This is a genomic window from Pseudomonas inefficax (assembly GCF_900277125.1).
GTDB classification, from domain to species: Bacteria; Pseudomonadota; Gammaproteobacteria; order Pseudomonadales; family Pseudomonadaceae; genus Aquipseudomonas; species Aquipseudomonas inefficax.
Map to the genome: position 1 here is coordinate 184,418 of NZ_OPYN01000164.1, position 25,776 is coordinate 210,193.

A 25,776-nucleotide genomic window follows, 5' to 3' on the forward strand; every position below is an offset into this window, starting at 1 on the left:
TCTCCTTATGGTTTGGGCCTGGATAACTCAGTCCTGCCAGGTCGGCGTGAAAAACGGCGCAGGCACCAGGATGCGAGACTCCTGGCCCGCGAGCAGGGGCGTGATTTTGCGTACGTAGTGCCTGAAGCCTTCATCGGCCAGCAACGCCGCACGGCGCTGATCACGTTCAGCGAGGTCGGCGTAGGCCCACAGATGAATGACCTGATTGAGCCCACCTATTTCGCTGCGGTAGTACCCCACCATGCGCCCCAGAATGCGCTTCTGGATCGCCAGGCCTTCTGCCTCGTACAAGGCCAGGTACTCATGCACCTGCCCTGGGTGGGTGGTGTAGATGCGGTGCTCGACGATCATTTCGACCTCACCCCTTTTTCAATGACCTGATTGATGGCACCAAAGACCGAGGCGCCAGTCACATCGAATGCCTCTATACACACACGGTCGCCGAAGCGCAGCCAGGGGGTACGCGGTGCGCCGTGCACGCCTTGCTCGTGGATGCGTGCCTCGGCGATGCAGCCGAAGCCGACGCTCTCGTCCTGGTTGGAAATCGACCCGGCGCCGATGATCGTGCCGGCCGACAGCGTGCGCGTGCGCGCCGCATGAGCAATCAGTTGCGGATAGGTGAAGAACATGTCGCGCCCAGCGTCGGGCTCGCCCATCCTCTGCCCGTTCACACTGGAGCGCACACGCAGCGTGAAGCGCTCGCCGTCAAAGGCCGCACCCAACTCATCAGGCGTCACCGCAACCGGCGAGAACGCGCTGGTCGGCTTGGCCTGCAGGAAGCCGAAGCCCTTGGGCAGTTCGGTACGGGTCAACGCACGCAGTGTGTAGTCGTTGAGCAGCATGACGAGCCGGATGTAACTCGATGCCTGCTCCACCGTCGTGCCCATCGGCACTTCGTCGGTAACGATAGCGATCTCGGCCTCGTAGTCGAGTTCAAGGCTCTCGTCGGGCAACAGCAACGGATCGTGCGGACCGCAGAAAGCATCCGACAAGCCCTGGTACATCAGCGGGTCGGTCTTGTAGTTCGGCGGCATCGCCGCGCCACGCGCCTTGCGCGCTTTTTCCATGTGGTGCAGATACACCGAACCATCGAGAAACTGGTAGGCACGCGGAAGCGGGCTGGCGGCCTGCAAAGTATCGAAAGCGAAGGCATCGGCGCGCACCCCGGCTTCCAATTCCTGTGTCACCAACGCCAGCGGCGCGGCGACCTCGCTCCAGCGCTCAAGCGCTTGCTGCAGGGTGGTGGCGATATGCGGCACACGCACGGCGCGCTCGAGCCTGCGGTCAACGACAACCAGTGTGCCATCACGGCCACCGCTTTTAAGACTTGCAAGTTTCATGAGTGTTTCTGCTCCTGAAATTCGGACTTTCGAACGACTACGTGCCCATGGCGAGAGCCGGATCGCCGGCAAGAAGGGACCAGATTTCCCAGCCCCTTGGCCCCGGCAGGTTAAGCCGGCCGCTCGTCGAACAGCGCGAGGGAGGACGATGCCGTGGCCAGTAGCCGCTGCCCGTCGGCGTCGTACAAATCTGCACGAGCGAAGGCCACGCTGCGACCACTGCGATCAACACTGGCCCGGGCCAGGAAAGCCCCGGCCTGGCCAGCAGCGATCATGTTGACCGACAGGCTCGTCGTCGCGCAGGTACGCCCCGGCGGCAGGACCGACAGCACAGCCATGGCCATCGCGATGTCGAGCATGCTCGCCAGAGTGCCGCCAGAAACGACACCGTTACCCTGGGTGCTGGATGGCGGAGCCTCGAAGCGCAGCTGCAGCGCTCCTGGCCTACCCTCCGCCAGTACGGCACCCAGACTCACCAGGGCCGGATTGGCGTCCAGCGGGACATTGCAACGCCCCCCGGCCACTGCGCCCGCGACCAACGCGCGGGTCGGGTTATCGCGCACCGGCATTACATGAAGGGCTGTCGCGGCGTTGGCCACCACAAGCCCTCCTCCTTCTGGCCCATGGTGGTACGCAGCACGCCGATGTTGTCGGCTTCAAGCTCAACCACATCGCCCGGCTCGAGCTGACGGCCCAGCTCCAGCGCCGAACCGCCACCCATGGTGCCCGAACCGATCACATCGCCCGGCTCGATGATTTCGCCGAGCGAGACATAGGCGACCAGTTCAGCCACGGTCCACAGCTTCCCGCCACTGTTGCCCTTGCCCCAGGTTTCGCCGTTGACGCGCACTTCCATCGAAATCGCGTCCAGGTCCTCGAACTCGTCCAGCGTGGTGATCCACGGGCCGATGGCGTGGGCGAAATCCTTGCTCTTGGTGCTGCCCATGCCAATCGGCAGTTCGTTGTGCTGCAGCCCGCGACCGCTGAAATCGTTGTAGAGCGTGATGCCGAATACGTAGTCGAGCGCCTCTTCCGGACGCACGCTGGAACCGCGGCGGCCGATCACGTAGCCCAGCTCCAGCTCGTAATCCATCTTTTCGGTGATGTAGCCTGGCCATGGCACTACCGCGTCGTGACCGATCACGGTGCTGGCCGAGTTCTTGGTGAAGCCGGGAATCAGGAGCATGCTTTCCGGTACATCACGCCCCATACGCTCGTGCCAGCCCTTGATATGGCCGATGAAAGTGAGGCCGTCACGCAGCACGGGTGGATCAGAGGCCGGCAACCAGGTAACGTCGCCAATCGGCAGCGACGCTTCATCGCCGAAACGTCCTTCGATCACAGTGCGCGCCGCGTCGACTAGGTTGCTGCCATTCGCTAGCGCCTGCGCCATGCTGCCTGGAAACTGCGCTTGCGCGAGCCGAACGGCAGCTGCATCGCCAGCATGAAAAGTGGCCTTCGCGTGCAGTGCTGCGGCTCGGGCCAAATCGATTACTCGGCCCTTCTCTGGCTCTACTACGACCAACCGGGCAATCGGTCCATCCGGACTCTCTCTCGAAATGCGGCCGAATTTCATTTGCGTATTTCCCCTTCAGGTTAAGGTCAAAATCGGGGCGTTGATGACACACCACCGCCCCATCACTGCGTCTTGAAGCCTGCACCCCATCGACCACCCCCAATAGGCGCAGCCCAGCACACACTTCCTTCCGCGCACTGCGGCATCGTTCGCTTAGCCATTATTTGATACGAGTCGTATCGTTTTTTGTTTATAGGCTCACGTCCTCGGCTTGTCAACGGTCAAATATCGATCCGTATCGTTGTCTAAAAGACGATCAAATGGCTAACAACTCCAAGAATAAAGGCTATTTGAGCTTGTTAACCCCACTGCTGTTGACAGAAATACAAACGACGCCTATAAACACAAAACGATACGTACAGTATCACTAATGATGCGAAGCTAACGAGATAGACCAGCCTTACCGGCCAGCGGCGCATCGCTTGCGCCTATGTGCCCACAGGTCTGGAAGGGCCAAGCCTTCCAGGCTGATCACAACACAGTTTTTCACCTCATGTTTGCGATGCGAGGAAAGCCAATGAGCAAGGTCATCATCACCTGCGCTGTCACAGGCGGTGCACACACGCCATCAATGTCACCGTTTCTGCCGGTCACACCGGAAGAAATTGCAGCGCAGTCGATCGAGGCCGTGGAGGCCGGTGCAGCGATCGTCCACCTGCACGCTCGCGATCCGGTCACCGGTAAACCCACTGGTAACCCCGACGTCTTTCGCCAGTTCGTGGGCCGGATTAAGCAGGCCACTGACGCCGTCATCAATATCTCCACCGGCGGCGGCGGCCCCAGCATGCCGATCGCCGAGCGTGCCGAGGCCGGTCACGCGCTAAAACCGGAGATGTGCTCGCTCAACATGGGCTCGCTCAACTTGGTGTTGTCGGAAATGGCGCAGAGGGATCGTGAGTGGAAGCACGACTGGGAAAAACCCTTCCTGGAATCCACCAAGGGCTTGATCTTCCGCAACACCTACGAGGACATCGAGTGGATTCTGGAAAACATCGGCAACCAGGGCGGCACCCGCTTCGAATTCGAGTGCTATGACGTCGGCCACCTTTACACACTGGCTTACTTCCTTGAGCGCGGCCTGGTGAAACCGCCCCTGTTCGTGCAAAGCGTCTTCGGCCTGCGCGGTGGCCAGGGCGCCCATGCCGAAGACCTCATGCACCAGAAGCGCACTGCCGATCGCCTGTTCGGTAGTGACTACCACTGGTCCGTTCTCGCTGCTGGCAAGAGTCAGATGCCACTGGCAACCATGTCGGCAATCGTCGGGGGCAACGTACGCGTCGGCCTGGAAGACAGCCTCTACATCGGCCGCGGCGAATTGGCGAACTCCAACGCAGAACAGGTCCGCAAGGTACGCCGGATCCTGACTGAAATGGGCATGGAAATCGCGACACCTGACGATGTGCGCGAACGGTTGAAATTGAAAGGCTCGCAAGACGTCGCCTTCTAAGAGCCGCGCCCTGACAGGCCGGGCACAGATCGTCAACTGAGCCGGTCGGCTTCAAAACACAATAAAAACAAGGAGACAAAATCATGTCGGATGTGAAGCGAGTTCTGATTGTGGGTTGTGGGATCGGCGGCGCCACAGCCGCCTATACCCTGGCTCGAATCGGTCTCAGCGTGCATTGCGTGGACATCGCACCGAAAAGTTCTGCTGCCGGCACGGGCATCTGTCTGCTACACAACACGCTGCGCGCGCTCAGAGCGGTCGAGCTGGATGGCCATTGCCTGGAAAGCGGCTTGCTGTTCGAGCGGTTCCGCCAATTCGATGCCGCAGGGAACCAGACGGCAGTAAACCCCACCCCCCCCGGGATCGGGATCCGCCGCCCAGACCTCGCACACACACTGGAAAGCGCCGCCATAGCGGCTGGCGCGACAATCGAATTCGGCGTCACCGTAACGGAGCTGGAAGAGCGCGCAAACCACGTCGAAGTCACCTTTTCCAACGGTTCTCGCGGCGAGTACGACATCGTCGTGGCCGCGGATGGCACTTACTCCAAGACCCGGCGCAAAGTGTTCGGCCCTGACTTCGAACCTGAATTCGTGGGCCAGAGCGGATGGCGTTTCTCGGCGCCGCGGCAGCCCGATCACGATGGATTCTTCCTGTTCCGTAACAACAAGGGCGTTGCCGTGGGTGCCATTCCGACAGCCCAGGACACCTGCTATCTGTTCTTCCTCGAAGGCAGCCAGCAGCACCTGCACATGCCGGATGACCAACTGGATACGTTGCTCAGGGAGCGTCTGGCTGAATACTCCGCACCGCTCGTGCGCGCTGCCCTTGATCAGGTAACTGGCCCCGAGCGAGTCCTGTTCCGCCCCTTCGACGTGCGTCTCATGCCAGGTCCGTGGTGGCATCGAGGCCGAGTGGTCCTGTTGGGCGACGCCGCGCACGCGCCGACCCCCCAGCTTACCTCTGGCGGTGGCCTGGCCATCGAGGATGCCGTGGTGCTTGCCGAATGCCTGAGCGCCCCCGGCACAGCCATGGACGCACTGGAGGCATACAGCCGCCGCCGTATCCCACGCGTCAAGCGCGTGTGGGAAGCCTCGCGACAACTCTCCCAATGGGAGCGGGACGATCCCCTTGGCAATGCAGAGAAGTCTGCCGCGTTGCTGCTGGACACCTATCGATTCCTTGGGGAGCCCATGTAAGCACTCCCGCATTTCGCCGCCCCAAGGCCCTCAAGGAGTCGGCCCCATCGACAACACACCGGAGAAAAACAATGACAAAAAGAGACCTCAGGTTAGATGACAAAATGCGTGTGCTGGCATTGGCCGCAGCATGCGCTGGATCCCACTCCGCATACGCCTTCGAACTGGATACAGCGGACCCGGACCTCTACGTACGGTGGGACAACACCGTCAAATACAGCGCCGCATGGCGGGTGAAGGATCGCAGCGCAGGGCTGACCTCCGGCGATCCGTTCGCCAGCAACTTCGATGATGGCGATCGCAACTTCGACAAAGGCCTGATTTCCAACCGTCTCGACCTGTTGAGTGAGCTGGACCTGGTCTACAAGCAGTCCTATGGCTTCCGCATCAGTGGCGCTGGCTGGTACGACGATGTCTACAACAAGTCCAACGATAACGATTCCCCAGCCACCTCGAACCGGGCCCAGGGTGCCTACGACGAATTCTCCCACGACACCAGGGACCTGCATGGGCGTAAAGCCGAGCTGCTGGACGCCTTTGTGTTCGGTGGCTTCGACATCGGCTCGACCCGCCTTAACCTGCGCCTGGGTCAGCACTCACTGCAATGGGGCGAAACCCTGTACTTCGGCGCCAACGGTATCGCCGGGGCGATGGCCCCGGTGGACGTGATCAAGCTGACCTCGGTGCCGGGCACGCAGTTCAAGGAAGCCATCCTGCCGGTTCCACAAATCTCCGCGCAGTGGCAGTTGACCGATAACGTGTCGCTCGGCGCTTTCTACCAGCTGCGCTGGGATGCCAGCCGCCTGCCTGCGGCCGGCAGCTACTTCTCTGGCCTGGATTTCCAGCCGGAGGGCGGCGAGGAGATGCTGTTCGGCCCGTTGACATCCCACCGCATCAGTAACCAGGACGCGAAGAACAGCGGACAAGGTGGCCTGCAACTGCGCTTCACGTACGCGGACACCGACTTCGGTCTGTACCTCGTGCGCTTCCACTCCAAGACCCATCAGCTGATCAGCAACCTGGGACTGCGCCACCTGCCCGACGGCAGCGTGCTGACGGACTCGAGCGGCGCACCCGTCATCGCACCGGTCAGCTACCGTATGGTTTACAACGAAGGCATCACCGCTTTCGGTGCCAGCGCCTCGCATACGTTCGGCCCGATGCAGGTATCGACCGAAGCCTCGATCCGCCACAACCAGGATCTGGCAACGTCCGGCGGCGTTGATCTTGGCCTGCTCACCGGCACGTCGCTGGTGAACGACAACCACCACCACCCCGCCTATGCCACGGGCAAGACCGCGCACTTCAACATCAGCACGATCTGGACGCTGCCATCCACTGCACTGGCAAGGGAAGCCACGTTCACCGGCGAATACATGTGGAACCGCGTGTTATCGGTAGACAAGAACCGCGAGGCGATCGACCCGAACGCCACGCGTGATGCCAGCGCTGTGCGCTTCGTTTTGGAGCCGACCTACCGTCAAGTGCTTTCGGGCCTGGACCTCAGCGTGCCAATCGGTGTCGGCTACAGTCCCAAGGGTTCTCGTTCAATGGCCTTGGGGCCGTCGCTACCCGCCGAGGGTGGCGGTGATTTCTCCGTCGGAGTCAATGGCAACTACCTCGGCACCTGGAACTTCAGCCTTGCCTACAACCACTTCTTCGGCCCGGAAAGACCCTTCCTGGCCGGGGAAAGCCCGACCTTCGGCTACGGCCAATACCTCAAAGACCGCGACTTCGTCGCGATGTCTGTACGCCGCACGTTCTGATTCGACCGCCTGATACTCAAGGAGTACACGAGATGACACTCACGAAGCTAGCGCTTGCCCTGGCGCTGACCTCCGTTACTGCGGCGACCTATGCCGAGGTCAACCCACAGGAAGCGGCCCGACTGCAAAGCGATCTGACCCCGGTTGGCGCCCAGAAGGCCGGCAACCAGAACGGCACTATCCCCGCCTGGACAGGCGGCATGGTCGACCCCAAGGTCGTCTACGAAGGCCGTCGCCCCGACCCCTTCGCCGATGAAAAACCGCTGTTCAGTATCACCGCGAAGAACGTCGGCGAGCACTCAGACAAGCTCAGCGACGGCGTCAAGGCCCTGCTGGATAAGTACCCGACCTACCGCATCGATGTCTACAAGACCCACCGCACCGCCGCATTCCCTCAGTACGTTTATGACAACACGTTCAAGAACGCGACCGTCGCCACGCTGGCCACCGGAGCTTCAGGAGTGTATGCACAGGGTGCATATGGCGGTTTTCCCTTCCCCATCCCGCAGACCGGCGAACAAGTCGTGCTGAACTCACTGGTGCGCTGGCGCGGAGAATCCTGGGTCAAGGAGGCTCGCAACTATCAGGTGACGGCGGACGGCAAGCCAGTGCTGCTCAGCGATATCGTCCAGTACAACACTGCGCCCTACTACTTCAAGGAAAACACTACACCCAGTGCCGGGACGACCAGCTACTGGAACACACGGGTTGACACCAAAGGCCCGGCAATCCGCGCGGGCGAAGCGATCATCGGCAAGCAAACCGTGGACGAGGCCAACAGCAACAACTGGGTGTATCTGGTCGGCCAGCGCCGCGTGCGAAAGCTGCCCTATGCCTGCTGCGATACACCGACACCAGCCCTGGCCGGTGTGGCCAGCTTCGACGAGTTCGAAGTCCGTGCCGGGCAGCTCGATCGCTTCGACTGGAAGCTCGTCGGCAAGAAGGAACTGTACATCCCGTACAACTCCAACCGCACGTTGACCGCGACCCAGGACAGCCAACTGCTCGGTCCCAAGCATATCAACCCCGACTACATGCGTTGGGAGCTCCATCGCGTCTGGGTGGTGGAAGCCACGCTCAAACCCGGCAAGCGCCATGTGGTCGCCAAGTCCACTTACTACTTCGACGAAGACACCTGGATTCCAGTGATGGCCGACCGCTCGGACGCCAAGGGTCAACTGTGGCGTGTGCTCTACCCCACGCCAACCGTCCTTCCTGACCTGCCCGGCGTGGTGCCTAACGGCTTCACCATCTACGACCTGCAGGCCGGCACTTACCTGGCCGCAGAAGTGGCGGCCGAGTCCAAGCAGCACTACAGGATCGCCTCGCCACGTGTCAGGGATTCGTACTTCGCCCCGGAAAGCATGGCCGGCACAGGCGTGCGCTGACCACCCGCGGGCATCGGCGACCACCGATGCCCATTTGCCTCCCTTTCCCCACAACATCACCCTGGGATACCCACATGACAACAGAAACCCAAGCCAAACCGGCTGCAACAGCCCAGATTGAGTACCGTCCCGTTCGGCGCATCGTCACCGGCGTCAACGCACAGGGCCAATCCTACATCCAGTCCGATGGCGACACGCCGAATGTGCAGAACCAGCCCGGCAAACCGCTGGCGCAGGTACTTTGGGCCACCGGCGGGGCACGCGCCCCCGGCGACGAACCGGCACCGCCAGGCCACAGCTTCGGCTTCCATTCAGCCGGCGGCTCGCTGCTGCGGGTAGCTGATTTCCCACCAGACTCGCATTACGACCTGAACGCACTGCAGAAATTTCTCGACGAGAATGGCGTGCGCGACAACAGCAATCCACGCCACTTCTGGTTCCACAAGACCGAATCGCTGGACTACGCCATTGTGCTCGAAGGCGAAATCTACGCGATGATGGACGAGGGGGAAGTGCTGATGCAGCCCGGCGATATCCTCATCCAACGCGCCACCAACCACAGCTGGTCCAACCGCTCGGACAAGGTCTGTCGCATGGCGTTCGTGCTACTCGATCTGGTGCCCGACGAACCGCTTTGAGCGAGCCGTACGGGATGTCGCCAACAAGCTGCCACGAGCACCTTCGTCGGCGACAGTCCCCCTCGTGATCCCGGCCACGGTTCGGTTCGCGCCTGGCCGCTTTGGGAGTGTCATATGGCAGTCAAGGATAAGATCGACGCGATGGTTTCAAAGTACGGTTTGAATTATCGGGGGTATGTTCTTTCGACACTGATCTTCCCGCCCGCAGGCGTCTACGTCGGATGGAAAATGCCAGGTGTCCCTGTCGCTTTACGGCTGACCCTAGTGGCCATTGCCCTGTTGACGCCGCTCGCGATTACCTTGCTCGTCGGCGCGCTGCTGCAAAGCACACGAACTCAGCTTTGACGGATCACCAAAAGGGTATGCCTGCTGCAGTAATCAGGTTCGCTGTTGGCGCACCTGCAGCCACGAACTGCAGCGAGCCAACGGCGAACGCGAACATGGCGCAGAACTTGGTCGTGCTCGCTCATCCCCCGATGTTCGAATGTTCATTGGTACTGGTCTATGGACGCACTGAGCGAGATTCTCAAATCAATCAAGATGCGCTACACCGCCGTCGGTACGCTGCGGCTATCCCATCCGTGGGGCTTGAATTTCAAGATCGAGGGTATCCCCACCGCAATTGGCGTCATCGAAGGGGAGCCCTGCTGGCTGCGATTGCCGGGCCACGCACGAATACGGCTGGGGGTCGGGGACATGGCATTGGTCCGAGGGGCCTACCAGTTGCTGTGCGAACCGGACGCCCGCCCACAAGACATGGTTTCAGCCTGGATTGCGCAGGGCCTCCCAGCCTTCTCGGCAGACCGCGAACCGGAGGGTCCTGTGTATTTCAGGTGGGGCGGCGGTGGCGTGGAAACCCGTCTGTTGGGGCTTTCATTCGGGCTCGCCAACGGGCAACTCAACCCGCTGATCATGTCGCTGCCACCCTGCATCGTGCTGCGCGGCGATTCAAACCGGCTCCCCTGGATGCGGCCCGCCATTGAATTCCTGCTGTCGGAAAACACCGGCCAGGGAGGCTACACCGCCACGGCGCGCCTGCTTGCAGAACTGATATTCGTCAGCATGGTCCGCTCGCACCTGTTGAGTGAATCGAAGGGCGGCCGCGGCTGGTTACGAGGCCTGGCCGATCCGCGCATCGCGAAGGCCCTGGTGGCCATTCACCGGGAGCCGGGTGCCGAGTGGACGGTCGGTTCACTGGCGGGCGAGGCCGGGATGTCTCGTACCTCGTTCGCGGCGCGCTTCGCCGAATTGGTCGAAGCCACACCGATCGACTATCTCACGCAGTGGCGAATGCACCTCGCCGCCGAACGCATCGGCGAGTCGCGTTCCAACCTCAAGCAACTGGCCTTTGAACTTGGCTACGCCTCGGATGCAGCCTTTCGCGGAGCGTTCAAACGCCACCACGGAGTCGCCCCTTCCCGCTATTTCCATGCCCCGGACTCGTTAGACGCCGAGCCGTCTTGCCGCCGTGCGAGCTGAAAGAACAGCCCGGTCAGTACCGCCTGGCACCACGACGCCACAGTCGCGGGTGCACTAGGCCACGGCACAAGCCGGTTTCTCCAGCCAGGCGACGGACGAATCCGTCGCAATGGCGGACGCCGCCGCCGGTCACAGCGAACGGCTGCGCTTATCATCCAATCAGCCCATGGATCAATAACTGGTGGGACGGGAGATAATATGAAAAATACCCCATATTCACTGACGATCGACGGCAAACGCGTTTTTTGCGCAGAAACAGCGCCTGCACTGAACCCCGCCACCGAACAACCCATCTGCAATGTCCCACTGGCCTCTCGCGAGCACTTGGAGCAGGCCGTTGCTGCAGCCCGTGCAGCGCTCCCCGGGTGGGCGAACAGCGCGATTGCCGAGCGCCAGTTCAGGGTGTCCCGGCTGGGCGATCTGATCGAGCAAAACCAGGAAGCCTTCATCGATTTGCTGATCACCGAGCAGGGCAAGAGCCGAGCCGGGGCGCAGTGGGAAATCGGCGGCTCGATACATTGGTTGCGTGAAATCGCCAAGCAATCGCTTGAAGAGCAGGTGTCCAGCCAGGGCGACGTCGAGGTCGTGACCCGCCATGTTCCGATCGGCGTGATAGGCGCCATCACGCCCTGGAACTTCCCGCTGTTGCTGGCCGTGTGGAAAATCGCCCCGGCATTGGTCACCGGCAACACGATGGTCCTCAAGCCTTCACCTCACACACCGCTCTGCACGCTGTGGTTCGGCGAGCTTGCGCAGCAGGTATTGCCACCCGGGGTGTTGAACGTACTGTCCGGTGGCAACGAGCTCGGTCAGTGGATCACCGAACACCCAGCAATCGGCAAGATCTCGTTCACCGGATCCACTGCGACCGGTCGCCACGTGATGCAGAGCGCCGCCGTCAACCTGAAGCGCCTGACCCTCGAACTGGGCGGCAATGATCCGGCCATCGTGCTACCCGATGTGGATGCCAAGGCTATCGCCAAAGATCTGTTCTGGGCCGCGTTCGCCAACAGCGCGCAGTTCTGCGTCGCCTGCAAGCGACTGTACGTACACGAGGACGTCTACCAGGACGTGGCCCGTGAACTGACGGCCTACGCCAAGAACGTGAAGGTGGGCAATGGCATTGAGGCTGACACGCAGCTGGGCCCGCTGCAGAACAGGATGCAATTCGAAAAGGTCTCGCAACTGCTCGAGGCCAGCCAGGCAGCTGGCTTGACATTCCTGCTCGGCGGCAAACCGATACAACAGCCCGGCTACTTCATCCCGATCACGCTGGTGGACAACCCTCCTGAGGATTCGCGCGTTGTTGCCGAAGAAGCCTTCGGCCCAGTGCTGCCGCTGCTCAAATACCGAGACATCGACGAGGTCATCGCACGAGCGAACGATACTCCGTACGGGCTGGCCGCAACGGTATGGGGCAAGGATATCGTCAAGGCCGAACAGGTGGCACGGCGCATCGAGGCCGGCACGGTCTGGATCAACCAGGCACATGTGTTCGCGCCTGACATCGCCTTTGGCGGCCACAAACATTCAGGCCTGGGGATCGAGAACTCGCTGCACGGGCTGGCCGAATACTGCAATGTGCAAACCATCATGCGCAAGGTCCTGCCATGAGCGCCACCGCGATGTCGACGTCGGTTGGCGCACTGATCGGCGAGGCCGCCCAGCGTTTCGGCGACAAGACCGCACTGGTGTTCGACGAACGCAACTGGTCGTTCCGCGAACTCGACGATGCGTCTTCCATGTTGGCTGCCGCGCTGCTGGCTCGCGGTCTGAGGGCCGGCGACACCGTGTCACTGTACTCGCCCAACTGCCCAGAATGGATCATCGGTTATTACGCGGTGCTGAAGCTCGGCGGCATCGTCAATCCGCTGAACCTGATGCTCACGCCTGACGAGGCAGCCTACGCGATGAACGATTGCGGCGCCGTCGCAGTATTGGGCTCGCACGAGCGCATCGCCGGCCTGGCACGGATTCGCGTCAATACCAAGCTGCACTTGTGCGTTTCCTACGGAGGTGAAACACCACCGGGCGCCGTGGATTTCAACGACCTGCTGGAGACCGCAGCCAGCACGTGCCCGGTGGCGTACATCACGCTGGACCAGCCTTGCACGGTGGCCTACACCTCCGGTACCACAGGGCATCCGAAAGGTGCGCTACTGACCCACCGCAGCATCCTGATGAACACCGCGATGACGGCCACGATGCACGTACGCAGCGCCGCTGACACGGTAGTCAGTGCCCTGCCCTGCTCCCATGTCTACGGCAACATTGTGATGAACGCCGCCATCGCCTACGGCATGACGCTGGTGCTGCACCCGGTGTTTGACGCCGAGCGTGTGCTCGATAGCATCCAGACCCACCGAGCGACCCTGTTCGAGGGTGTGCCGACGATGTACATGTACCTGCTCAACTTCCCAAGGCTCAGCGCATACGACCTGTCGTCGCTAAGCCGATGCACTGTCGGCGGCCAGACAATGCCCGAGGCCAAGATGCGCGATGTCGAGGCCGTATTCGGTTGCCCGCTGATCGAGTTGTGGGGCATGACCGAACTAGGCGGGCTGGGCACCACGCACAGTGCCTATGGTCCGACCCGCCACGGCTCCATCGGCATTGCCTTGCCCCACCTGGAGGCACGGGTGATAGCCACCGATGGGGCGCGCCAAGTGCTGCCTGCGGGGAGCGTCGGTGAGTTGCAGATCCGCGGCCCGGTGGTGATGGCAGGCTACCTCTGCCGGCCCGACGCCACCGCCGACGCGATCGACCCTGACGGCTGGCTGCACACCGGTGACCTCGTGCGCCAGGACCAGGACGGCTACCTCTACGTGGTGGACCGGCTCAAGGACATGATCATCACCGGCGGTTTCAACATCTATCCGGCCGAGCTTGAGCGAGTGATCGCGGAGCACCCCGACGTCGCGCTCGTCGCAGTGGGCAGCGTCGTCGACGACGTGAAGGGCGAGCTGGCCAAAGCCTACATCGTCCCTCGACACGGGGCTCAGGTCGACCTGGCAGCGCTGGAGGCGCATTGCCGGGCACGTCTGGCCGCTTACAAAGTGCCCCGCGTCTACCAGATCGTCGAAGACCTGCCCAAAACCAGCACGGGCAAGATTCTGCGTCGAATGCTGCATACGCTCGAACCTTAAAGGAGGGGGCAAGACACGAGGCGTGAAACGAGTCAATGGCACGCAGCAGTGAACGGAGCATGCCAGCATGCGACAGCTCGCGGCCCAGGTGGATCGTGCACGACATACATCACACAACACCTCCGGCCTTGCCGGAGACAACCCCAGCAACCTAGGAGAAGACAGATGAGTCGAATTGTCATCAGTGGCGCGTCCGGCAACCTCGGACGGTATGTAACCGATCTGCTGCTGGAAGACGATGCTGGCCGCGCCTTGACGTTGGTTACGCGAACGCCTTCCAAGCTGGCCCACCGTGTTAGCGATAACATCAGCGTACGCTACGGCGATTTCACGGATCCCGCATCGCTGGACACTGCCTACGCGGGCGGCGAAACCCTGCTGCTCATCAGTAGCCTGAACGTCGGCCGGCGGCTCGAAGAGCATCGTAACGCCATCGCGGCAGCGAAGCGGGCGGGCATCAAGTACATTGTTTACACCTCGTTCCAGGGCACTCACCCCAGAAACCCCTCATTGGCGTCTCAGGATCACTCCCAGACTGAGCGACTGCTGCGCGAGTCCGGCATCGAGCATGTCGTGCTGCGTGATTCTCTCTACGCCGAAATCTTCACCAACGTAGTGATTGCCGCGGCCGTGCCAGTCGGAGAGTTCCAGATGGCGGCGGGCGACGGCATCATCGCGCCGGTGTCCAAACGTGATGTGGCGCACTGCGCGGTGAAGTGCCTGCTGAACCCGGAGTACCACGCCGGCGCAGTCTATGAACTCACCGGCCCGGAGCTGATCAGCCTCCACGATCTTGCAAGGATCGGCTCCGAGTTCCACAACGCGCCCATCAAGTACGTTCCCGTGACCCCGCAAGAGCGCCTTGCGCTGCTCGACGCCCTCGGCTTCCCTCGCACCTACTCACCCGAGATGGACAAGAATCCGGCAGGCGCGATGTGGGCCAGCGACGAGATGCTGGCTGGGGATATTGCGTTGGCGCAGGGCTTTCACGCGATTCTTTCGCATCACGTCAAGTTTATCACGGGCAGAGAGCCCGAGACGCTCTGGTCGGTGTTCGAGCGCTGCAAAGGAAAGCGTTACGACGAACTGTAGGTTCGTGACGCGGCTCGCCGCCACCTCTCCCAGTGCAGGAGCAATCAAATGCAAGCCCCAGAGAATCTCAAGCCGATTCCCCGTAGCGTGCTGGTCTTCGGTGCAGCCAACCACCTCGGAACCCCACTGGCCCGCTATCTCCAACAACACGCGCCGCAGATCAGGTTGCGCTTGGTCAGCACCCGGCCGGAAGGCCGCGAAACACTGCGCCGTCATTTCCCCGACGCAGAAGTCATCAGCGCGAACTGGTTCGATCCAGCCTCGCTCAAGCCCGCCGTGCAAGGCATGGAGGGGATTTTCATCAATACCCCGGGGGGTACCGACGAGCAGCCAGCAATGACCAACCTGGTCGCAGCCATCAAGGAAGCGGGAACGGCCATTCACATCCTGCGCACTCTGGGCCTGCAGCCCGAGGCGAGCCCGCGACGGATTCCAGAAGCTGTCCGCCAGGCGTTCCTTGGACTGCCGGTCCAGCATCCGATCGCCAAGCGCATCCTCGACGCAAGCGACTTGCCGGTGACCTACCTAAACCTCGGTGCCACCTTCATGGACAACTTCTTCTGGATGAAGGCGGCGCTGGTGCAGCAACGCAAGCTGATTTGGCACAACCGCCTGATCACTTTCATCGACCCGCGTGAGGTCGGTGAAGCCGCAGCCCGCCTGCTCCTTTGCGATAACCATCGCCACATTGGCCAATTCCACACACTGAACAACGGCCAGGATCTCCTGCGTTTCAGCGATGTTGCCCAACTGATGAGCGAGGTATTCGCAGAGACGATCACCTACAACGGCAGCAAGGAGGCGTTCTTCGACGCCTATGCGCCGATGGGCGAGCTGCGGCAATTGCTGTGGGACTTCTTCGAATACGAACGCGCCAACGAGGTGGTGTGGGCACCTAACAATTTCTTGGAACGTACCTTGGGGCGCAAGCCGCTTACGGTCCGACAATGGCTGGAGGAACATGCTGCCGCGCTACTGGCAGCGATGCCGAAGTAAACGTCATTACAAAAACAACAACAACCTGAAAGGGGACTTTTATGAAGCATGACTTCAGGGCACTGAAGTGCATCAGATCTTCCTTTACCTTGCACATGGGCGCACTCGCGGCGGCCATTGCATGCGACCTGGGCGGTCCGGGTGCATATGCCTTCCAGATAGATACCGGGAACTCCGACATCAAGCTACGTTGGGACAACACCCTGAAGTACAGCACCGCCTGGCGGCTTAAATCACCGTTGTCCAAGCTGATCTCGGATACCAATTACGACGACGGGGACCGCAATTTCAGCAAAGGTCTCATTTCCAATCGTACCGACCTGCTGTCGGAGCTGGATATCCAATATGGCAACTTCGGTGCGCGAGCCAGCGGCGCAGCTTGGTACGACGACGTCTACAACAAAAGCAACGACAACAACTCCCCCGACACCGTCAACCAGCTCTCTCGCGCTTACGACGAATTTCCCTCCGCCACACGGGATCTCCATGGCCGCAAGGGGGAGTTGCTGGACGCCTTCGTGTTCGGCAGGTTCGACCTCATGGGCGACTCCCGGGCGACATTCCGCCTGGGACGTCACGCGTTGCTGTACGGCGAGAGCCTGTTCTTCGGCAGCAACGGCATCGCCGGCGGTCAGGCCCCCATGGACGTCATCAAGTCCCAGTCTGTTCCCAACACCCAGTACAAGGAGCTGGTCCGACCGACCCAGCAGATCTCCGGACAACTGCAGATCAATCCGCGATTGTCCATTGGCGCCTACTACCAGTTGCGCTGGGAAAAGCAACGCCTGCCAGCCTCGGGCAGCTATTTCTCCACACTGGACATCCTGGGCGACGGCGGCGAGATCATGCGCTTCGGCGGGCCATTCAACGCGACTCGAGGGCGGGATATAAAGGCCAAGGATTCCGGCCAAGGCGGCTTACAGGTGCGTTTTCGCATCGGTGAAACGGACTACGGTCTGTATGCGATCCAGTTCCACGACAAGGGGCCGCAGCTGTATTTGCGCGGCGCGCTCCCCGGCACGCCGCCCGGTGTAGATTTGCCCGCCGAGTATGCCTGGGTGTATCCGGAGAACATCCAGGCCTACGGTGCAAGCGCCAGTCACACTTTTGGCGAGTTCAATATTGCCGGCGAAGTGTCGGTACGCCGCAACCAGCCATTGGCCAGCGATGCCCAGGTGGATCTGCTCGGCACGGGTAACAACGACAGCAACCCCCTGTATGCCGTGGGCAACACTGCACACGCCCAGGTTTCATGGATGGCGACACTGGCGCCGAACTTCCTCGCAAACGAAACGGACTTTAGCGGCGAAGTTGCCTGGAACCGAACCACCAGCATCACTCGCAACCCCGACGCCCTCAATCCGAACGCCGACCGCGACGCCTGGAACATCCGTATGGTGTATGAGCCGCGCTACCGGCAGGTGTTCCCCGGCACCGATCTGTCGATCCCCCTAGGCATCGGCTATGGCCTGGGCAACTCCTCGGCGCTGGGCACCGCATTCCTCGGCAACCATGTGGGTGACGTGAGCATCGGGATTGCGGGTTCCTATCTGCAGGTATGGCGCTTCAGCGCCAACTACACCCACTTCATCGGCCCCAAAGGGCTGGCTTCGGAAGATGGTCACGGGTCGTTCAAGCAAACACTCAAGGACCGCGACTTCCTATCGCTGTCCGTGAACCGCACGTTCTGAGGGGGATGGATGAAAACTCGATGCAATCTGCTGCTGAACGCCGCATTCGGCGCGCTCATTTCAGCTCCTGCCCTGGCGGGTGTCTCCGCCGAAGAGGCTGAGCAACTCAAGACAACGCTAACCCCGCTCGGCGCTGAAAGAGCCGGCAACCGAGAAGGTACGATTCCCGCCTGGACCGGTGGCTACACCACTCCGTTCCCGGGCGACCAGCCTGGCCGGCAGCGCGGCGATCCCTTCGCAGCCGAAAAGCCACTGTTGTCGATTACCGCCCAGAACATGGATCAATACGCCGCGAAGTTGACCGACGGCGTACAAGCGATGCTGAAGAAGTACCCGGACACCTACCGGCTGGAGGTGTATCCCACCCATCGCACAGCGGCCGCGCCGCAGTGGGTATACGACAATACCTTCAAGAACGCCACACGCGGCAGCCTGCAAGGCGATAAGGCCGAAAACGTCTATGGGGGCGTTCCGTTCCCGGTCCCGAAATCCGGGATCGAAGTTCTGTGGAACCATGTACTTCGTTGGCGGGGTGAATCGTACAAGGTTGACACGGACCAGTATCAGATCACAGCCACGGGCAAGAACGTCTTGATCAGCGACGCCGTTGCCATTTTCAATTACCCGTACTACTTCAAGGACAGCTCCCTGGAAGCGTTCTCCAAGACGCAGGACTACTACAAGTCCCGGGTGAGTACTGCCGGCCCACCGCTGCGCGCCGGCGAGGTGATCGTCGGTATCGGAAACCTGGATGGAGCAAAGGATCAGTCCTGGGTGTACCTCGCCGGTCAGCGTCGCGTGCGCAAGCTGCCCAATGCCTGCTGCGACACGCCCTCCCCTTTCAGCGGCGGCTTGATGACCTTCGACGAGTCGGATGTCTGGTGGGGCCGCCTGGATCGCTTCGACTGGACCCTCGTAGGCAAGCAGGAAAAGTACATTCCGTACAACGGCAACAAGTATTGGAAGGCCGGCAAGAGCGACGAGATGCTGGGTGAGCACCACCTCAAACCCGAATACGTGCGTTGGGAGCTGCACCGCGTCTGGGTAGTGGAGGCGAACCTACGCCAGGGCCAGCGCCACGCCGCGGTGAAGTCGCGTTATTACTGCGATGAAGACAGCTGGAACTGTGTGCTGGCCGACCGCTGGGATGCGAACGGGCAATTGTGGAAAACCCTTTGGGCCATTCCGATGCTCATCCCCGACCTCCCCGGGGTCGTGAGCCTGCCCTTTGGCTTCAATGATCTCGTGTCGGGCACTTTCTACATGAACGGCGTGGTCAACCGCAAACAATTCCACTACGACATCATGCCGCGTTACAGGGATACAGAGTTTTCGCCGGACGCCATCGCAGGTGAAGGCATACGCTGAGCAAGGAAAAGTGGACATGGCACACCGGAAATGCCTGCCCACCATACCGCTGTGCTGATCGCATTGCTTCGTCACTCAGCAATGAGGCCGCAAACGTAACGATTTGCGGCTGTCAGATAACTGCAGACGGTACGAGACGTTCGGCCGCTTCTACCAAGCGTCACATTAAAACGATCATCAAAAAGTCGGACACCACAGAAAATAAGAGAGGCGCTATCCATGACTGCGTTCCAGCAAGCGAACAACAAGCCAATTCCTAGAAGCATCCTCATCTTCGGCGCCAGCGACCATATCGGCGGCCCCCTCGCCACGTTCCTGGGCCGCGAAGCCCCTTCGGTCCATTTACGACTGGCCAGCCGTCACCAGGATAAGGTCGAATCCTTGCAAGCACAGTTTCCCCTCGCGGAGGTGGTTGTCGCGGACTACACGGACCTTGCCAGCCTGACCCGGGCGGTCGACGGCATGGAGGGCATCTTCGTCATTACCCCCTCCCGACTGGACGAAACACTTGCGATGGACAACCTGGTGCAAGCGTGCAAAGCCTCCGGCACATTGGTTCATATGATCCGCTTCATGGGGCAACAGCCCGAAGCCAATACCCGCCGGATTCCACCACTGTTCAGACAGCATCATTATGGTGACTGCGATATCGCCATAGCCAAGCGCATCCTTGACCACAGCGGCCTGCCGGTGACCTATGTAAACAGTGGCGCCACTTTCATGGACAACTTCATGCGGCTCGGCCTCGGCACAAGCGTGAAGCGCGAACGTACACTGGTCTGGCCTGAACGGCTCATTCCCTGGATCGACCCACGGGACATTGTGGAGGTCATTGGTCGGCTTTTCTTGTCCGACAATCACCGCCACATTGGCCAATTCCATACCATGAACAATGGCCATGACCTCAAGCGCTTTCATGAAGTCGCCGACCTGCTGGGTGAAGTCATCGGCGAGTCCGTGGCCTATGACAGTTCGCGAGAAGGTTTTTTCAACACCTACGCCTTCATGGGCGAGCCGACGCTAAACGTGATCTGGGACTTTTTCTCGTACGAAAGGGACAACGAAGTCGTCTGGGCGCTGAATGATTTCGTCGAGCGGACCATAGGACGCAAACCGACCACTTTGCGTGAATGGCTGATCGAGCATCGCGAAATCTGCTTCTGAACCTGCTGCAACCCTTTCCAGCGACGCTATCAGCCGGGACATCGACAGCAACGCCGTTGGTAAATGAAAACTGCTCTACCGAGCCCTTCAGCGACAGCGCTGCCGACCGTTGCGGCGCTGTGGGCTGCGGCCAGCTAATGCCACGGTGATGCTCATTGAGCTGAACCTTCCGCAAGAATTCTATATAAGAGATGAAGCGAGGGAGTTTTAGTGAGGCGGGGCTGGGCCGGTATAAAAAAGGTCATTCATACCCGCACGATGTGAATGACCTAAAAATAAAGACCTCCTTTCGGCACACCCGGAAAAGCATGCAGTAAATGAGCCCACTATATTGGAGCACAGGGCAGCATAGTATCCTCATTGCAAAACCTCAGACCGCATACTTCCGAGAAAACTACCCGACTATAAAAATGTTGGCCATGACCAATTAACGCTTCTATCTGCACCCTTTGATTTAACTATATAACCCACTAGCCCTTCGGCACCGGCAATGCAACATCAGAGTTCCACGACTGCGTGGGACGACCAAATAAGTTCTCAGTTTGAAAGTGAGAAATTCTCCACGCATCGCTCTCCCTCACAAACTCCACCGTCAGCTTAGCAGCATTCAAGTGCGATGCGCCGTCCGCAAAGGTGCTGGTCTGCAGCATTAACCATCTCCCCACCCCTCCTTGCCCACCCGGATAAACCTCAACAACTTCACTTGTGAGAAAATGAACATTCAATGTGAAATGGGTTGAAGTTCTGCGAAGCTGTCAGGGCGCTAAGCGCCATTGTAACGCTAATGTGCTGAGGTGAAATGCCTGTGTCCCTCGCAGCCTGGATTAGCTTTTGCCATGCAGCACGGCGCTTCGATCGTCCAGTGGTCGCCATCAGGGATGGTCCGACCTTTTGTAAGAATTCCATACCCTTAGAAAAGTAGGGGTGGTAGCTATTGAGAGTGGCTTGAGTTTCCTCTCGCTCGTAAGACTTCGGCCATACCTTGACGTGAGGGATGGAATCCGCAAGGTCAGCTAGAGCAACCCGAAGCTGCTCATGCACGAGATCGACATCCGGGAGGCCCTGTATATTGCCCTCAAGCCCGTAAGGCAGGGGGTTGAGCGAGCTGCTACAAGGTTGCTCAACCAGCAAATCGAGAAAGTCCTTACCAGAAGCCGCACCTGGCTTGATCTTACCCCCTTCGAACCGCGCCTTAATTTCGGCCACAACATTCTTGTCTACGAAAATATTGGTGCCAGCCAAGCAATAGATCAATGGCAGCCAGCCACCATCAACTAAACAAATGCTCTCGTTCTTGATCGATGGGTCAATCTGCAGGCTTCTGCTGATCCAAGTGCCCACCGGAGTTACACCAGGCTTAGAAGTGTTGCTTCCCACGTCGACACGCCCAGTGATTTCTACCGATAGAGGCTCATCTTTTTGATACTTGAACCAGTCGTCCAATGTGAGGGGTTTAGCGGTGACCTCTGTCAATACAACGCCATCGGCATATGGCGGCAAAACATCGTCGTGAGCTAAAAGCATGACCGAAACGGGCGAACCTGCTTGCTGCAATTCAAAGCCTCCCAAGTAGTTACTATCGCGTGAGGTCCGACCCTATGGAAAACTCATCCATCCACAGGACTTAGGCACCTGAATGCATGGACATGTGAAAATGTACCTTGCATTCCTTCACGTGCAGGATTTTCTAACGCGCTTTCGAGTATGAGCAAGGCAGTAAGCTCAGCTCTGTGGTGGAAGCATCCACTTCGACTGTTAGCTGCCATAGGTGAAGACCTGATCTGGTGCAAAGCCAGCAGCATGGACGCCACTACGTTGCTTTCGTTAATGATAGGTACACCCGCTTGGAGAGCAGCCAATGAGCGCTGCACGTCCACCACAATCTACAGAAGACCAGAGGCATCCGAACGAAAAATGGGGGACCATATGGGGGACCAAAAGTACTTAGACACAAAAAAGCCCCGAAAAATCAGGGCTTTAATGAAAAATAGTGGCGGAAGCGTAGAGATTCGAACCCTATCCGGGCACCCTCGGTTGAAAACGCGCATCAAGACCACTTCCACGGCACAGACCACACGCCGGCTCGGCTGGCTGATAGAGACCGCCGCAGAGCAATTCAGGCGCTTTCTACGGTAGGGGTATAAGTAGGGGTATTTTTCTGAGCGTTGAAATATCTGATGATCATAAAAAAATCCAGTCACCGCTAAGTGACTGGATTTTTTAGGGATTTTTGGTCGGGACGGAGTGATTCGAACACTCGACCCCTTGCACCCCATGCAAGTGCGCTACCGGGCTGCGCTACGCCCCGACTGGGCTTTGAAGCATGTTCTCAATCCTACCGAGAACGTTGAAGAATTTACCCTAACCTCCTGATAAATGAAAGCTTTTTCTCAAAAAATTTTCCATTCACCAGCAAACCAGTTCACTTCTTCAACACCACCAACACATCCTCCAACTCGACAATCATCTGCCGAATCAGCTGCTTGTACTGGCTCGACTCATCCTTGGCCTCATCACTGGAGAGCCTCAACCGAGCCCCGCCAATAGTGAACCCCTGGTCATAAAGCAGCGCACGAATCTGGCGAATCATCAGCACATCCTGCCGCTGATAATACCGCCGGTTCCCCCGCCGCTTCACGGGATTGAGCTGATCGAACTCCTGCTCCCAATACCGCAGCACGTGCGGTTTTACCGCACAAAGCTCACTCACCTCACCAATGGTGAAGTACCTTTTGCCCGGTATGGGGGGCAGTTCGTCGTTATGGCTTGGTTCCAGCATAGGCCTCAACCCGGGCCTTCAACTTCTGCCCTGGACGAAAGGTGACGACGCGCCGTGCGGTGATCGGGATTTCTTCCCCTGTCTTGGGGTTGCGGCCCGGCCGCTGGCGTTTGTCGCGAAGGTCGAAGTTGCCGAAACCGGACAGCTTGACCTGCTCGTTCTCTTCAAGTGCGTGCCGAATTTCTTCAAAAAACAGCTCGACCAGCTCCTTGGCCTCACGCTTGTTAAGCCCCAGCTCCTCGTACAGCCTTTCGGCCATCTCAGCTTTCGTCAGAGCACCCATGCCGTTATTTCCTTAACGTGGTGTTCAACCTTTGTTCGAGCGAGGTGAGGATGTTTTGCAGGGTAGTGTTCACCTCATCGTCGTTAAGAGTGCGCGATGGATGCTGCCAGGTCAAGCCAACGGCAAGGCTTTTTCTATCTGGATCAATGCCTTTACCTTGGTAGACGTCAAACAGCCTGAGGTCTGTAAGCCATTCACCTGCATTGTCACGAATTACTTCAAGCACCGCGCTAGAAGCTACATCACGTCCTGCGATCAAAGCCAGGTCACGACGGGTTTCCGGGAACTTGGACAGCTCGCTGAATTTCGGCAGGCGGCCTTCGACCACATCACCCAGCACCAGCTCGAACAGGAACACCGGGCGGTCCAGATCCAGGGCCTTGGCCAGCTCTGGGTGGATGGCGCCGAGGTAGCCGACCAGCTTGCCGTCACGCTCGATGGCGGCGGTCTGGCCTGGGTGCAGGGCTGGGTGCTTGCCGGCGCTGAAGGTGAAGTCGCTCAGGGCGCCGGAGTAGCCCAGCAGGGCTTCCACGTCGGCTTTGACGTCGAAGAAGTCGATGCCGTCGCGGCCGTTGGCCCAACCTTCTGGCAGGCGGCTGCCGGTGACGACGCCGGCGATCATTGGCTGCTGCTGCAGGTCGCCGAGCTGGCCGACGAAGCGCAGGCCGCTTTCGAACAGGCGTACGCGGTCTTGCTGGCGGTTCAGGTTGTGCTGCAGTGCCTTGACCAGGCCTGGCCACAGGGACGCGCGCATGGCGGCCATGTCGCTGGAGATCGGGTTGGCCAGCAGCAGCGGCTCTACGCCCGGGCTGAACAGTTCGAACAGTTTCGGGTCGATGAAGCTGTAGGTGATGGCTTCCTGGTAGCCGCGGGCAACCAGCAGGCGGCGCAGGGTCGGCAGGTCACCGCGGGTTTCTGGCTTGCCTTTCGGCGCCAGGCGGGCTTGCGGGTAGCGAACCGGCAGGTTGTTGTAGCCGTACAGGCGGGCCAGCTCTTCGATCAAGTCCACTTCCAGGCTGATGTCGAAGCGGTGGCTCGGCACGTTGACCGTCCACTGCGCCACACCTTCGGAGCCGCCACCCCTGGTGGTGGTCAGCTCCAAGGCGTTGAGCAGCTGCTCGACCTGGGCTGGGTCCATTTCCATGCCGAGCATCTGGGTGATGCGTTCGGCGCGCAGGGTGACCGGGGCCACTTGCGGCAGGTGCTGTTCACTGACGGCTTCGACCACCGGGCCGGCTTCGCCGCCGACGATGTCCAGCAGCAACTGGGTGGCGCGCTCCATGGCTTCGCGGGCCAGCTGCGAGTCCACGCCGCGCTCGTAGCGGTGCGAGGCGTCGGTGTGCAGGCCGTAGGAACGGGCTTTACCGGCAACGGAAATCGGCTCGAAGAAGGCGCTTTCCAGGAACAGGTCGCGGGTTTTTTCGGTGTTCACACCGCTGTGCTCGCCACCCATGACGCCGGCGATGGCCAGGGCGCGGGTGTGGTCGGCGATGACCAGGGTGTCGGCGCGCAGGGCCACTTCCTGGCCGTCGAGCAGAACGAGCTTCTCGCCCTCTTCAGCCATGCGTACGCGGATGCCGCCGTTGATTTCTGCCAGGTCGAAGGCGTGCATCGGCTGGCCGAGTTCGAGCATCACGTAGTTGGTGATGTCGACGGCGGCGTCGATGCTGCGCACGTCGCTGCGGCGCAGGCGCTCGACCATCCACAGTGGGGTCGGCTTGCTCAGGTCGACGTTGCGGATGACGCGGCCCAGGTAGCGTGGGCAGGCAGCCGGGGCGCTGACTTCGACCGGGCGCACTTCGTCGTGGGCAGCCGGTACGGCTGGCACTATCGGGCGGGTGACCGGGGTGTCGTACAGGGCGCTGACGTCGCGGGCCAGGCCTGCGATGGACAGGCAGTCGCCGCGGTTGGGGGTGAGGCCGATTTCGATGCTGGCGTCGTCCAGGCTCAGGTACTGGCGAATGTCTTCGCCAACCGGGGCGTCGGCAGCCAGTTCCAGCAGGCCGTCGTTCTCTTCGCTGATTTGCAGCTCGGCAGCCGAGCACAGCATGCCGAAGGACTCGACGCCGCGCAGCTTGGCCTTCTTGATCTTGAAGTCGCCTGGCAGTTCGGCGCCGATCATGGCGAACGGAATCTTGATGCCTGGGCGGGCGTTAGGGGCGCCGCACACGACCTGGAAGGTTTCCTGGCCGTTGCTTACCTGGCACACGCGCAGCTTGTCGGCGTCCGGGTGTTGTTCGGTGGCGAGGATTTCGCCCACGACGATGCCGCTGAACTGGCCGGCAGCGGGGGTAACGCTGTCGACTTCGAGGCCGGCCATGGACAGGCGGGCGACCAGTTCGTCACGGGAGACTTGCGGGTTTACCCAACCGCGCAGCCACTGTTCACTGAATTTCATGCTGTTCTCCTAGAATGTGCGTCGAT

Annotated in this window: 22 protein-coding genes, 1 tRNA gene and 1 pseudogene; 14 read left to right on the forward strand and 10 right to left on the reverse strand. The window is 60.3% G+C overall.

The features are described 5' to 3' along the window. Positions 1 to 27: 27 nt before the first annotated feature. The 4 genes from JV551A3_RS19245 to JV551A3_RS19260 form a co-directional block, all read right to left on the reverse strand. The gene (locus JV551A3_RS19245) at positions 28 to 351 is read right to left on the reverse strand and encodes an NIPSNAP family protein (protein ID WP_133971248.1); all 324 of its coding nucleotides are present in this window, start codon (positions 349 to 351) and stop codon (positions 28 to 30) included. Beyond that, on the reverse strand, positions 348 to 1,340 hold the full coding sequence (locus JV551A3_RS19250) for a fumarylacetoacetate hydrolase family protein (protein WP_133971246.1): 993 nt from the start codon (positions 1,338 to 1,340) through the stop codon (positions 348 to 350). Before JV551A3_RS19250 ends, JV551A3_RS19245 begins: the two co-directional genes overlap by 4 nt. A gap of 110 nt (positions 1,341 to 1,450) precedes the next feature. Continuing rightward, positions 1,451 to 1,816 (reverse strand): PaaI family thioesterase, encoded by a 366-nt coding sequence (locus JV551A3_RS19255; RefSeq protein WP_205125961.1) that lies wholly within the window; start codon positions 1,814 to 1,816, stop codon positions 1,451 to 1,453. A 92-nt stretch (positions 1,817 to 1,908) separates the two neighbouring features. After that, entirely contained in the window at positions 1,909 to 2,682 is a 774-nt protein-coding gene (locus tag JV551A3_RS19260) for a fumarylacetoacetate hydrolase family protein (RefSeq protein WP_205125962.1), read from the reverse strand. A gap of 751 nt (positions 2,683 to 3,433) precedes the next feature. On the opposite strand from JV551A3_RS19260, the gene JV551A3_RS19265 reads away from it, so the two are divergent. The 14 genes from JV551A3_RS19265 to JV551A3_RS19330 all read left to right on the forward strand — a co-directional run bounded on the left by JV551A3_RS19265 (position 3,434) and on the right by JV551A3_RS19330 (position 20,290). Then, positions 3,434 to 4,363, forward strand: coding sequence for a beta-keto acid cleavage family enzyme (locus JV551A3_RS19265; RefSeq protein ID WP_133971242.1), 930 nt, complete (start codon positions 3,434 to 3,436; stop codon positions 4,361 to 4,363). A gap of 83 nt (positions 4,364 to 4,446) precedes the next feature. Further along, positions 4,447 to 5,562, forward strand: coding sequence for an FAD-dependent oxidoreductase (locus JV551A3_RS19270; RefSeq protein WP_133971240.1), 1,116 nt, complete (start codon positions 4,447 to 4,449; stop codon positions 5,560 to 5,562). A 104-nt stretch (positions 5,563 to 5,666) separates the two neighbouring features. Then, entirely contained in the window at positions 5,667 to 7,328 is a 1,662-nt protein-coding gene (locus JV551A3_RS19275; RefSeq protein ID WP_133971238.1) for a DUF1302 domain-containing protein, read from the forward strand. 32 nt (positions 7,329 to 7,360) lie between these two features. Then, positions 7,361 to 8,716: a DUF1329 domain-containing protein gene (locus JV551A3_RS19280; protein WP_133971236.1), complete on the forward strand. Its 1,356-nt coding sequence runs from the start codon at positions 7,361 to 7,363 to the stop codon at positions 8,714 to 8,716. A gap of 74 nt (positions 8,717 to 8,790) precedes the next feature. Continuing rightward, a complete protein-coding gene (locus JV551A3_RS19285; protein ID WP_133971234.1) occupies positions 8,791 to 9,354 on the forward strand; it encodes a cupin domain-containing protein in 564 nt (187 codons plus the stop codon). A gap of 114 nt (positions 9,355 to 9,468) precedes the next feature. Beyond that, positions 9,469 to 9,699, forward strand: a complete 231-nt coding sequence (locus JV551A3_RS19290) for a hypothetical protein (RefSeq protein ID WP_133971232.1) — start codon at positions 9,469 to 9,471, stop codon at positions 9,697 to 9,699. A 159-nt stretch (positions 9,700 to 9,858) separates the two neighbouring features. Next, on the forward strand, positions 9,859 to 10,833 hold the full coding sequence (locus JV551A3_RS19295; protein ID WP_133971230.1) for an AraC family transcriptional regulator: 975 nt from the start codon (positions 9,859 to 9,861) through the stop codon (positions 10,831 to 10,833). A gap of 198 nt (positions 10,834 to 11,031) precedes the next feature. Then, positions 11,032 to 12,447 (forward strand): aldehyde dehydrogenase family protein, encoded by a 1,416-nt coding sequence (locus JV551A3_RS19300; protein WP_133971228.1) that lies wholly within the window; start codon positions 11,032 to 11,034, stop codon positions 12,445 to 12,447. Further along, positions 12,444 to 13,979, forward strand: a complete 1,536-nt coding sequence (locus JV551A3_RS19305; RefSeq protein WP_205125963.1) for an AMP-binding protein — start codon at positions 12,444 to 12,446, stop codon at positions 13,977 to 13,979. Before JV551A3_RS19300 ends, JV551A3_RS19305 begins: the two co-directional genes overlap by 4 nt. A 165-nt stretch (positions 13,980 to 14,144) precedes the next feature. After that, positions 14,145 to 15,071, forward strand: coding sequence for an SDR family oxidoreductase (locus tag JV551A3_RS19310; protein WP_133971226.1), 927 nt, complete (start codon positions 14,145 to 14,147; stop codon positions 15,069 to 15,071). A gap of 87 nt (positions 15,072 to 15,158) precedes the next feature. Continuing rightward, the gene (locus tag JV551A3_RS19315; RefSeq protein WP_167494837.1) at positions 15,159 to 16,067 is read left to right on the forward strand and encodes an NmrA family NAD(P)-binding protein; all 909 of its coding nucleotides are present in this window, start codon (positions 15,159 to 15,161) and stop codon (positions 16,065 to 16,067) included. Positions 16,068 to 16,108: 41 nt separating this feature from the next. Beyond that, positions 16,109 to 17,758 (forward strand): DUF1302 domain-containing protein, encoded by a 1,650-nt coding sequence (locus JV551A3_RS19320; RefSeq protein WP_235874609.1) that lies wholly within the window; start codon positions 16,109 to 16,111, stop codon positions 17,756 to 17,758. A 9-nt stretch (positions 17,759 to 17,767) separates the two neighbouring features. Continuing rightward, positions 17,768 to 19,126 (forward strand): DUF1329 domain-containing protein, encoded by a 1,359-nt coding sequence (locus JV551A3_RS19325; RefSeq protein ID WP_133971222.1) that lies wholly within the window; start codon positions 17,768 to 17,770, stop codon positions 19,124 to 19,126. A 219-nt stretch (positions 19,127 to 19,345) separates the two neighbouring features. After that, entirely contained in the window at positions 19,346 to 20,290 is a 945-nt protein-coding gene (locus JV551A3_RS19330; protein WP_133971220.1) for an NmrA family NAD(P)-binding protein, read from the forward strand. Between the two features lie 470 nt (positions 20,291 to 20,760). Here JV551A3_RS19330 and JV551A3_RS19335 read toward each other — a convergent pair. The 6 genes and pseudogenes from JV551A3_RS19335 to pheT form a co-directional block, all read right to left on the reverse strand. Then, positions 20,761 to 21,036, reverse strand: a pseudogene (locus JV551A3_RS19335) (nuclear transport factor 2 family protein); the annotation flags it as partial. Beyond that, positions 20,990 to 21,844 (reverse strand): hypothetical protein, encoded by an 855-nt coding sequence (locus JV551A3_RS19340; protein WP_133971216.1) that lies wholly within the window; start codon positions 21,842 to 21,844, stop codon positions 20,990 to 20,992. The gene JV551A3_RS19340 and the pseudogene JV551A3_RS19335, both read right to left, overlap by 47 nt. Positions 21,845 to 22,521: 677 nt before the next feature. Next, a tRNA-Pro gene (locus tag JV551A3_RS19345) sits at positions 22,522 to 22,598 on the reverse strand. Between the two features lie 114 nt (positions 22,599 to 22,712). Then, a complete protein-coding gene (locus JV551A3_RS19350) occupies positions 22,713 to 23,069 on the reverse strand; it encodes a MerR family transcriptional regulator (RefSeq protein ID WP_003250681.1) in 357 nt (118 codons plus the stop codon). Continuing rightward, on the reverse strand, positions 23,050 to 23,352 hold the full coding sequence (gene ihfA / locus JV551A3_RS19355) for an integration host factor subunit alpha (RefSeq protein WP_003250679.1): 303 nt from the start codon (positions 23,350 to 23,352) through the stop codon (positions 23,050 to 23,052). The genes JV551A3_RS19350 and ihfA overlap by 20 nt, the downstream gene beginning before the upstream one ends. Positions 23,353 to 23,356: 4 nt before the next feature. Next, on the reverse strand, positions 23,357 to 25,750 hold the full coding sequence (gene pheT, locus JV551A3_RS19360; RefSeq protein ID WP_133971214.1) for a phenylalanine--tRNA ligase subunit beta: 2,394 nt from the start codon (positions 25,748 to 25,750) through the stop codon (positions 23,357 to 23,359). Between the last annotated feature and the right edge of the window lie 26 nt (positions 25,751 to 25,776).

Coding starts and splice junctions, on each gene's coding strand:
- JV551A3_RS19245 (WP_133971248.1), bottom strand. CDS start 351: ATGATCGTCGAGCACCGCATCTACACCACCCACCCAGGGCAGGTGCAT.
- JV551A3_RS19250 (WP_133971246.1), bottom strand. CDS start 1,340: ATGAAACTTGCAAGTCTTAAAAGCGGTGGCCGTGATGGCACACTGGTT.
- JV551A3_RS19265 (WP_133971242.1), top strand. CDS start 3,434: ATGAGCAAGGTCATCATCACCTGCGCTGTCACAGGCGGTGCACACACG.
- JV551A3_RS19270 (WP_133971240.1), top strand. CDS start 4,447: ATGTCGGATGTGAAGCGAGTTCTGATTGTGGGTTGTGGGATCGGCGGC.
- JV551A3_RS19275 (WP_133971238.1), top strand. CDS start 5,667: ATGCGTGTGCTGGCATTGGCCGCAGCATGCGCTGGATCCCACTCCGCA.
- JV551A3_RS19280 (WP_133971236.1), top strand. CDS start 7,361: ATGACACTCACGAAGCTAGCGCTTGCCCTGGCGCTGACCTCCGTTACT.
- JV551A3_RS19285 (WP_133971234.1), top strand. CDS start 8,791: ATGACAACAGAAACCCAAGCCAAACCGGCTGCAACAGCCCAGATTGAG.
- JV551A3_RS19290 (WP_133971232.1), top strand. CDS start 9,469: ATGGCAGTCAAGGATAAGATCGACGCGATGGTTTCAAAGTACGGTTTG.
- JV551A3_RS19295 (WP_133971230.1), top strand. CDS start 9,859: ATGGACGCACTGAGCGAGATTCTCAAATCAATCAAGATGCGCTACACC.
- JV551A3_RS19300 (WP_133971228.1), top strand. CDS start 11,032: ATGAAAAATACCCCATATTCACTGACGATCGACGGCAAACGCGTTTTT.
- JV551A3_RS19305 (WP_205125963.1), top strand. CDS start 12,444: ATGAGCGCCACCGCGATGTCGACGTCGGTTGGCGCACTGATCGGCGAG.
- JV551A3_RS19310 (WP_133971226.1), top strand. CDS start 14,145: ATGAGTCGAATTGTCATCAGTGGCGCGTCCGGCAACCTCGGACGGTAT.
- JV551A3_RS19320 (WP_235874609.1), top strand. CDS start 16,109: ATGAAGCATGACTTCAGGGCACTGAAGTGCATCAGATCTTCCTTTACC.
- JV551A3_RS19325 (WP_133971222.1), top strand. CDS start 17,768: ATGAAAACTCGATGCAATCTGCTGCTGAACGCCGCATTCGGCGCGCTC.
- JV551A3_RS19330 (WP_133971220.1), top strand. CDS start 19,346: ATGACTGCGTTCCAGCAAGCGAACAACAAGCCAATTCCTAGAAGCATC.
- JV551A3_RS19350 (WP_003250681.1), bottom strand. CDS start 23,069: ATGCTGGAACCAAGCCATAACGACGAACTGCCCCCCATACCGGGCAAA.
- ihfA (WP_003250679.1), bottom strand. CDS start 23,352: ATGGGTGCTCTGACGAAAGCTGAGATGGCCGAAAGGCTGTACGAGGAG.
- pheT (WP_133971214.1), bottom strand. CDS start 25,750: ATGAAATTCAGTGAACAGTGGCTGCGCGGTTGGGTAAACCCGCAAGTC.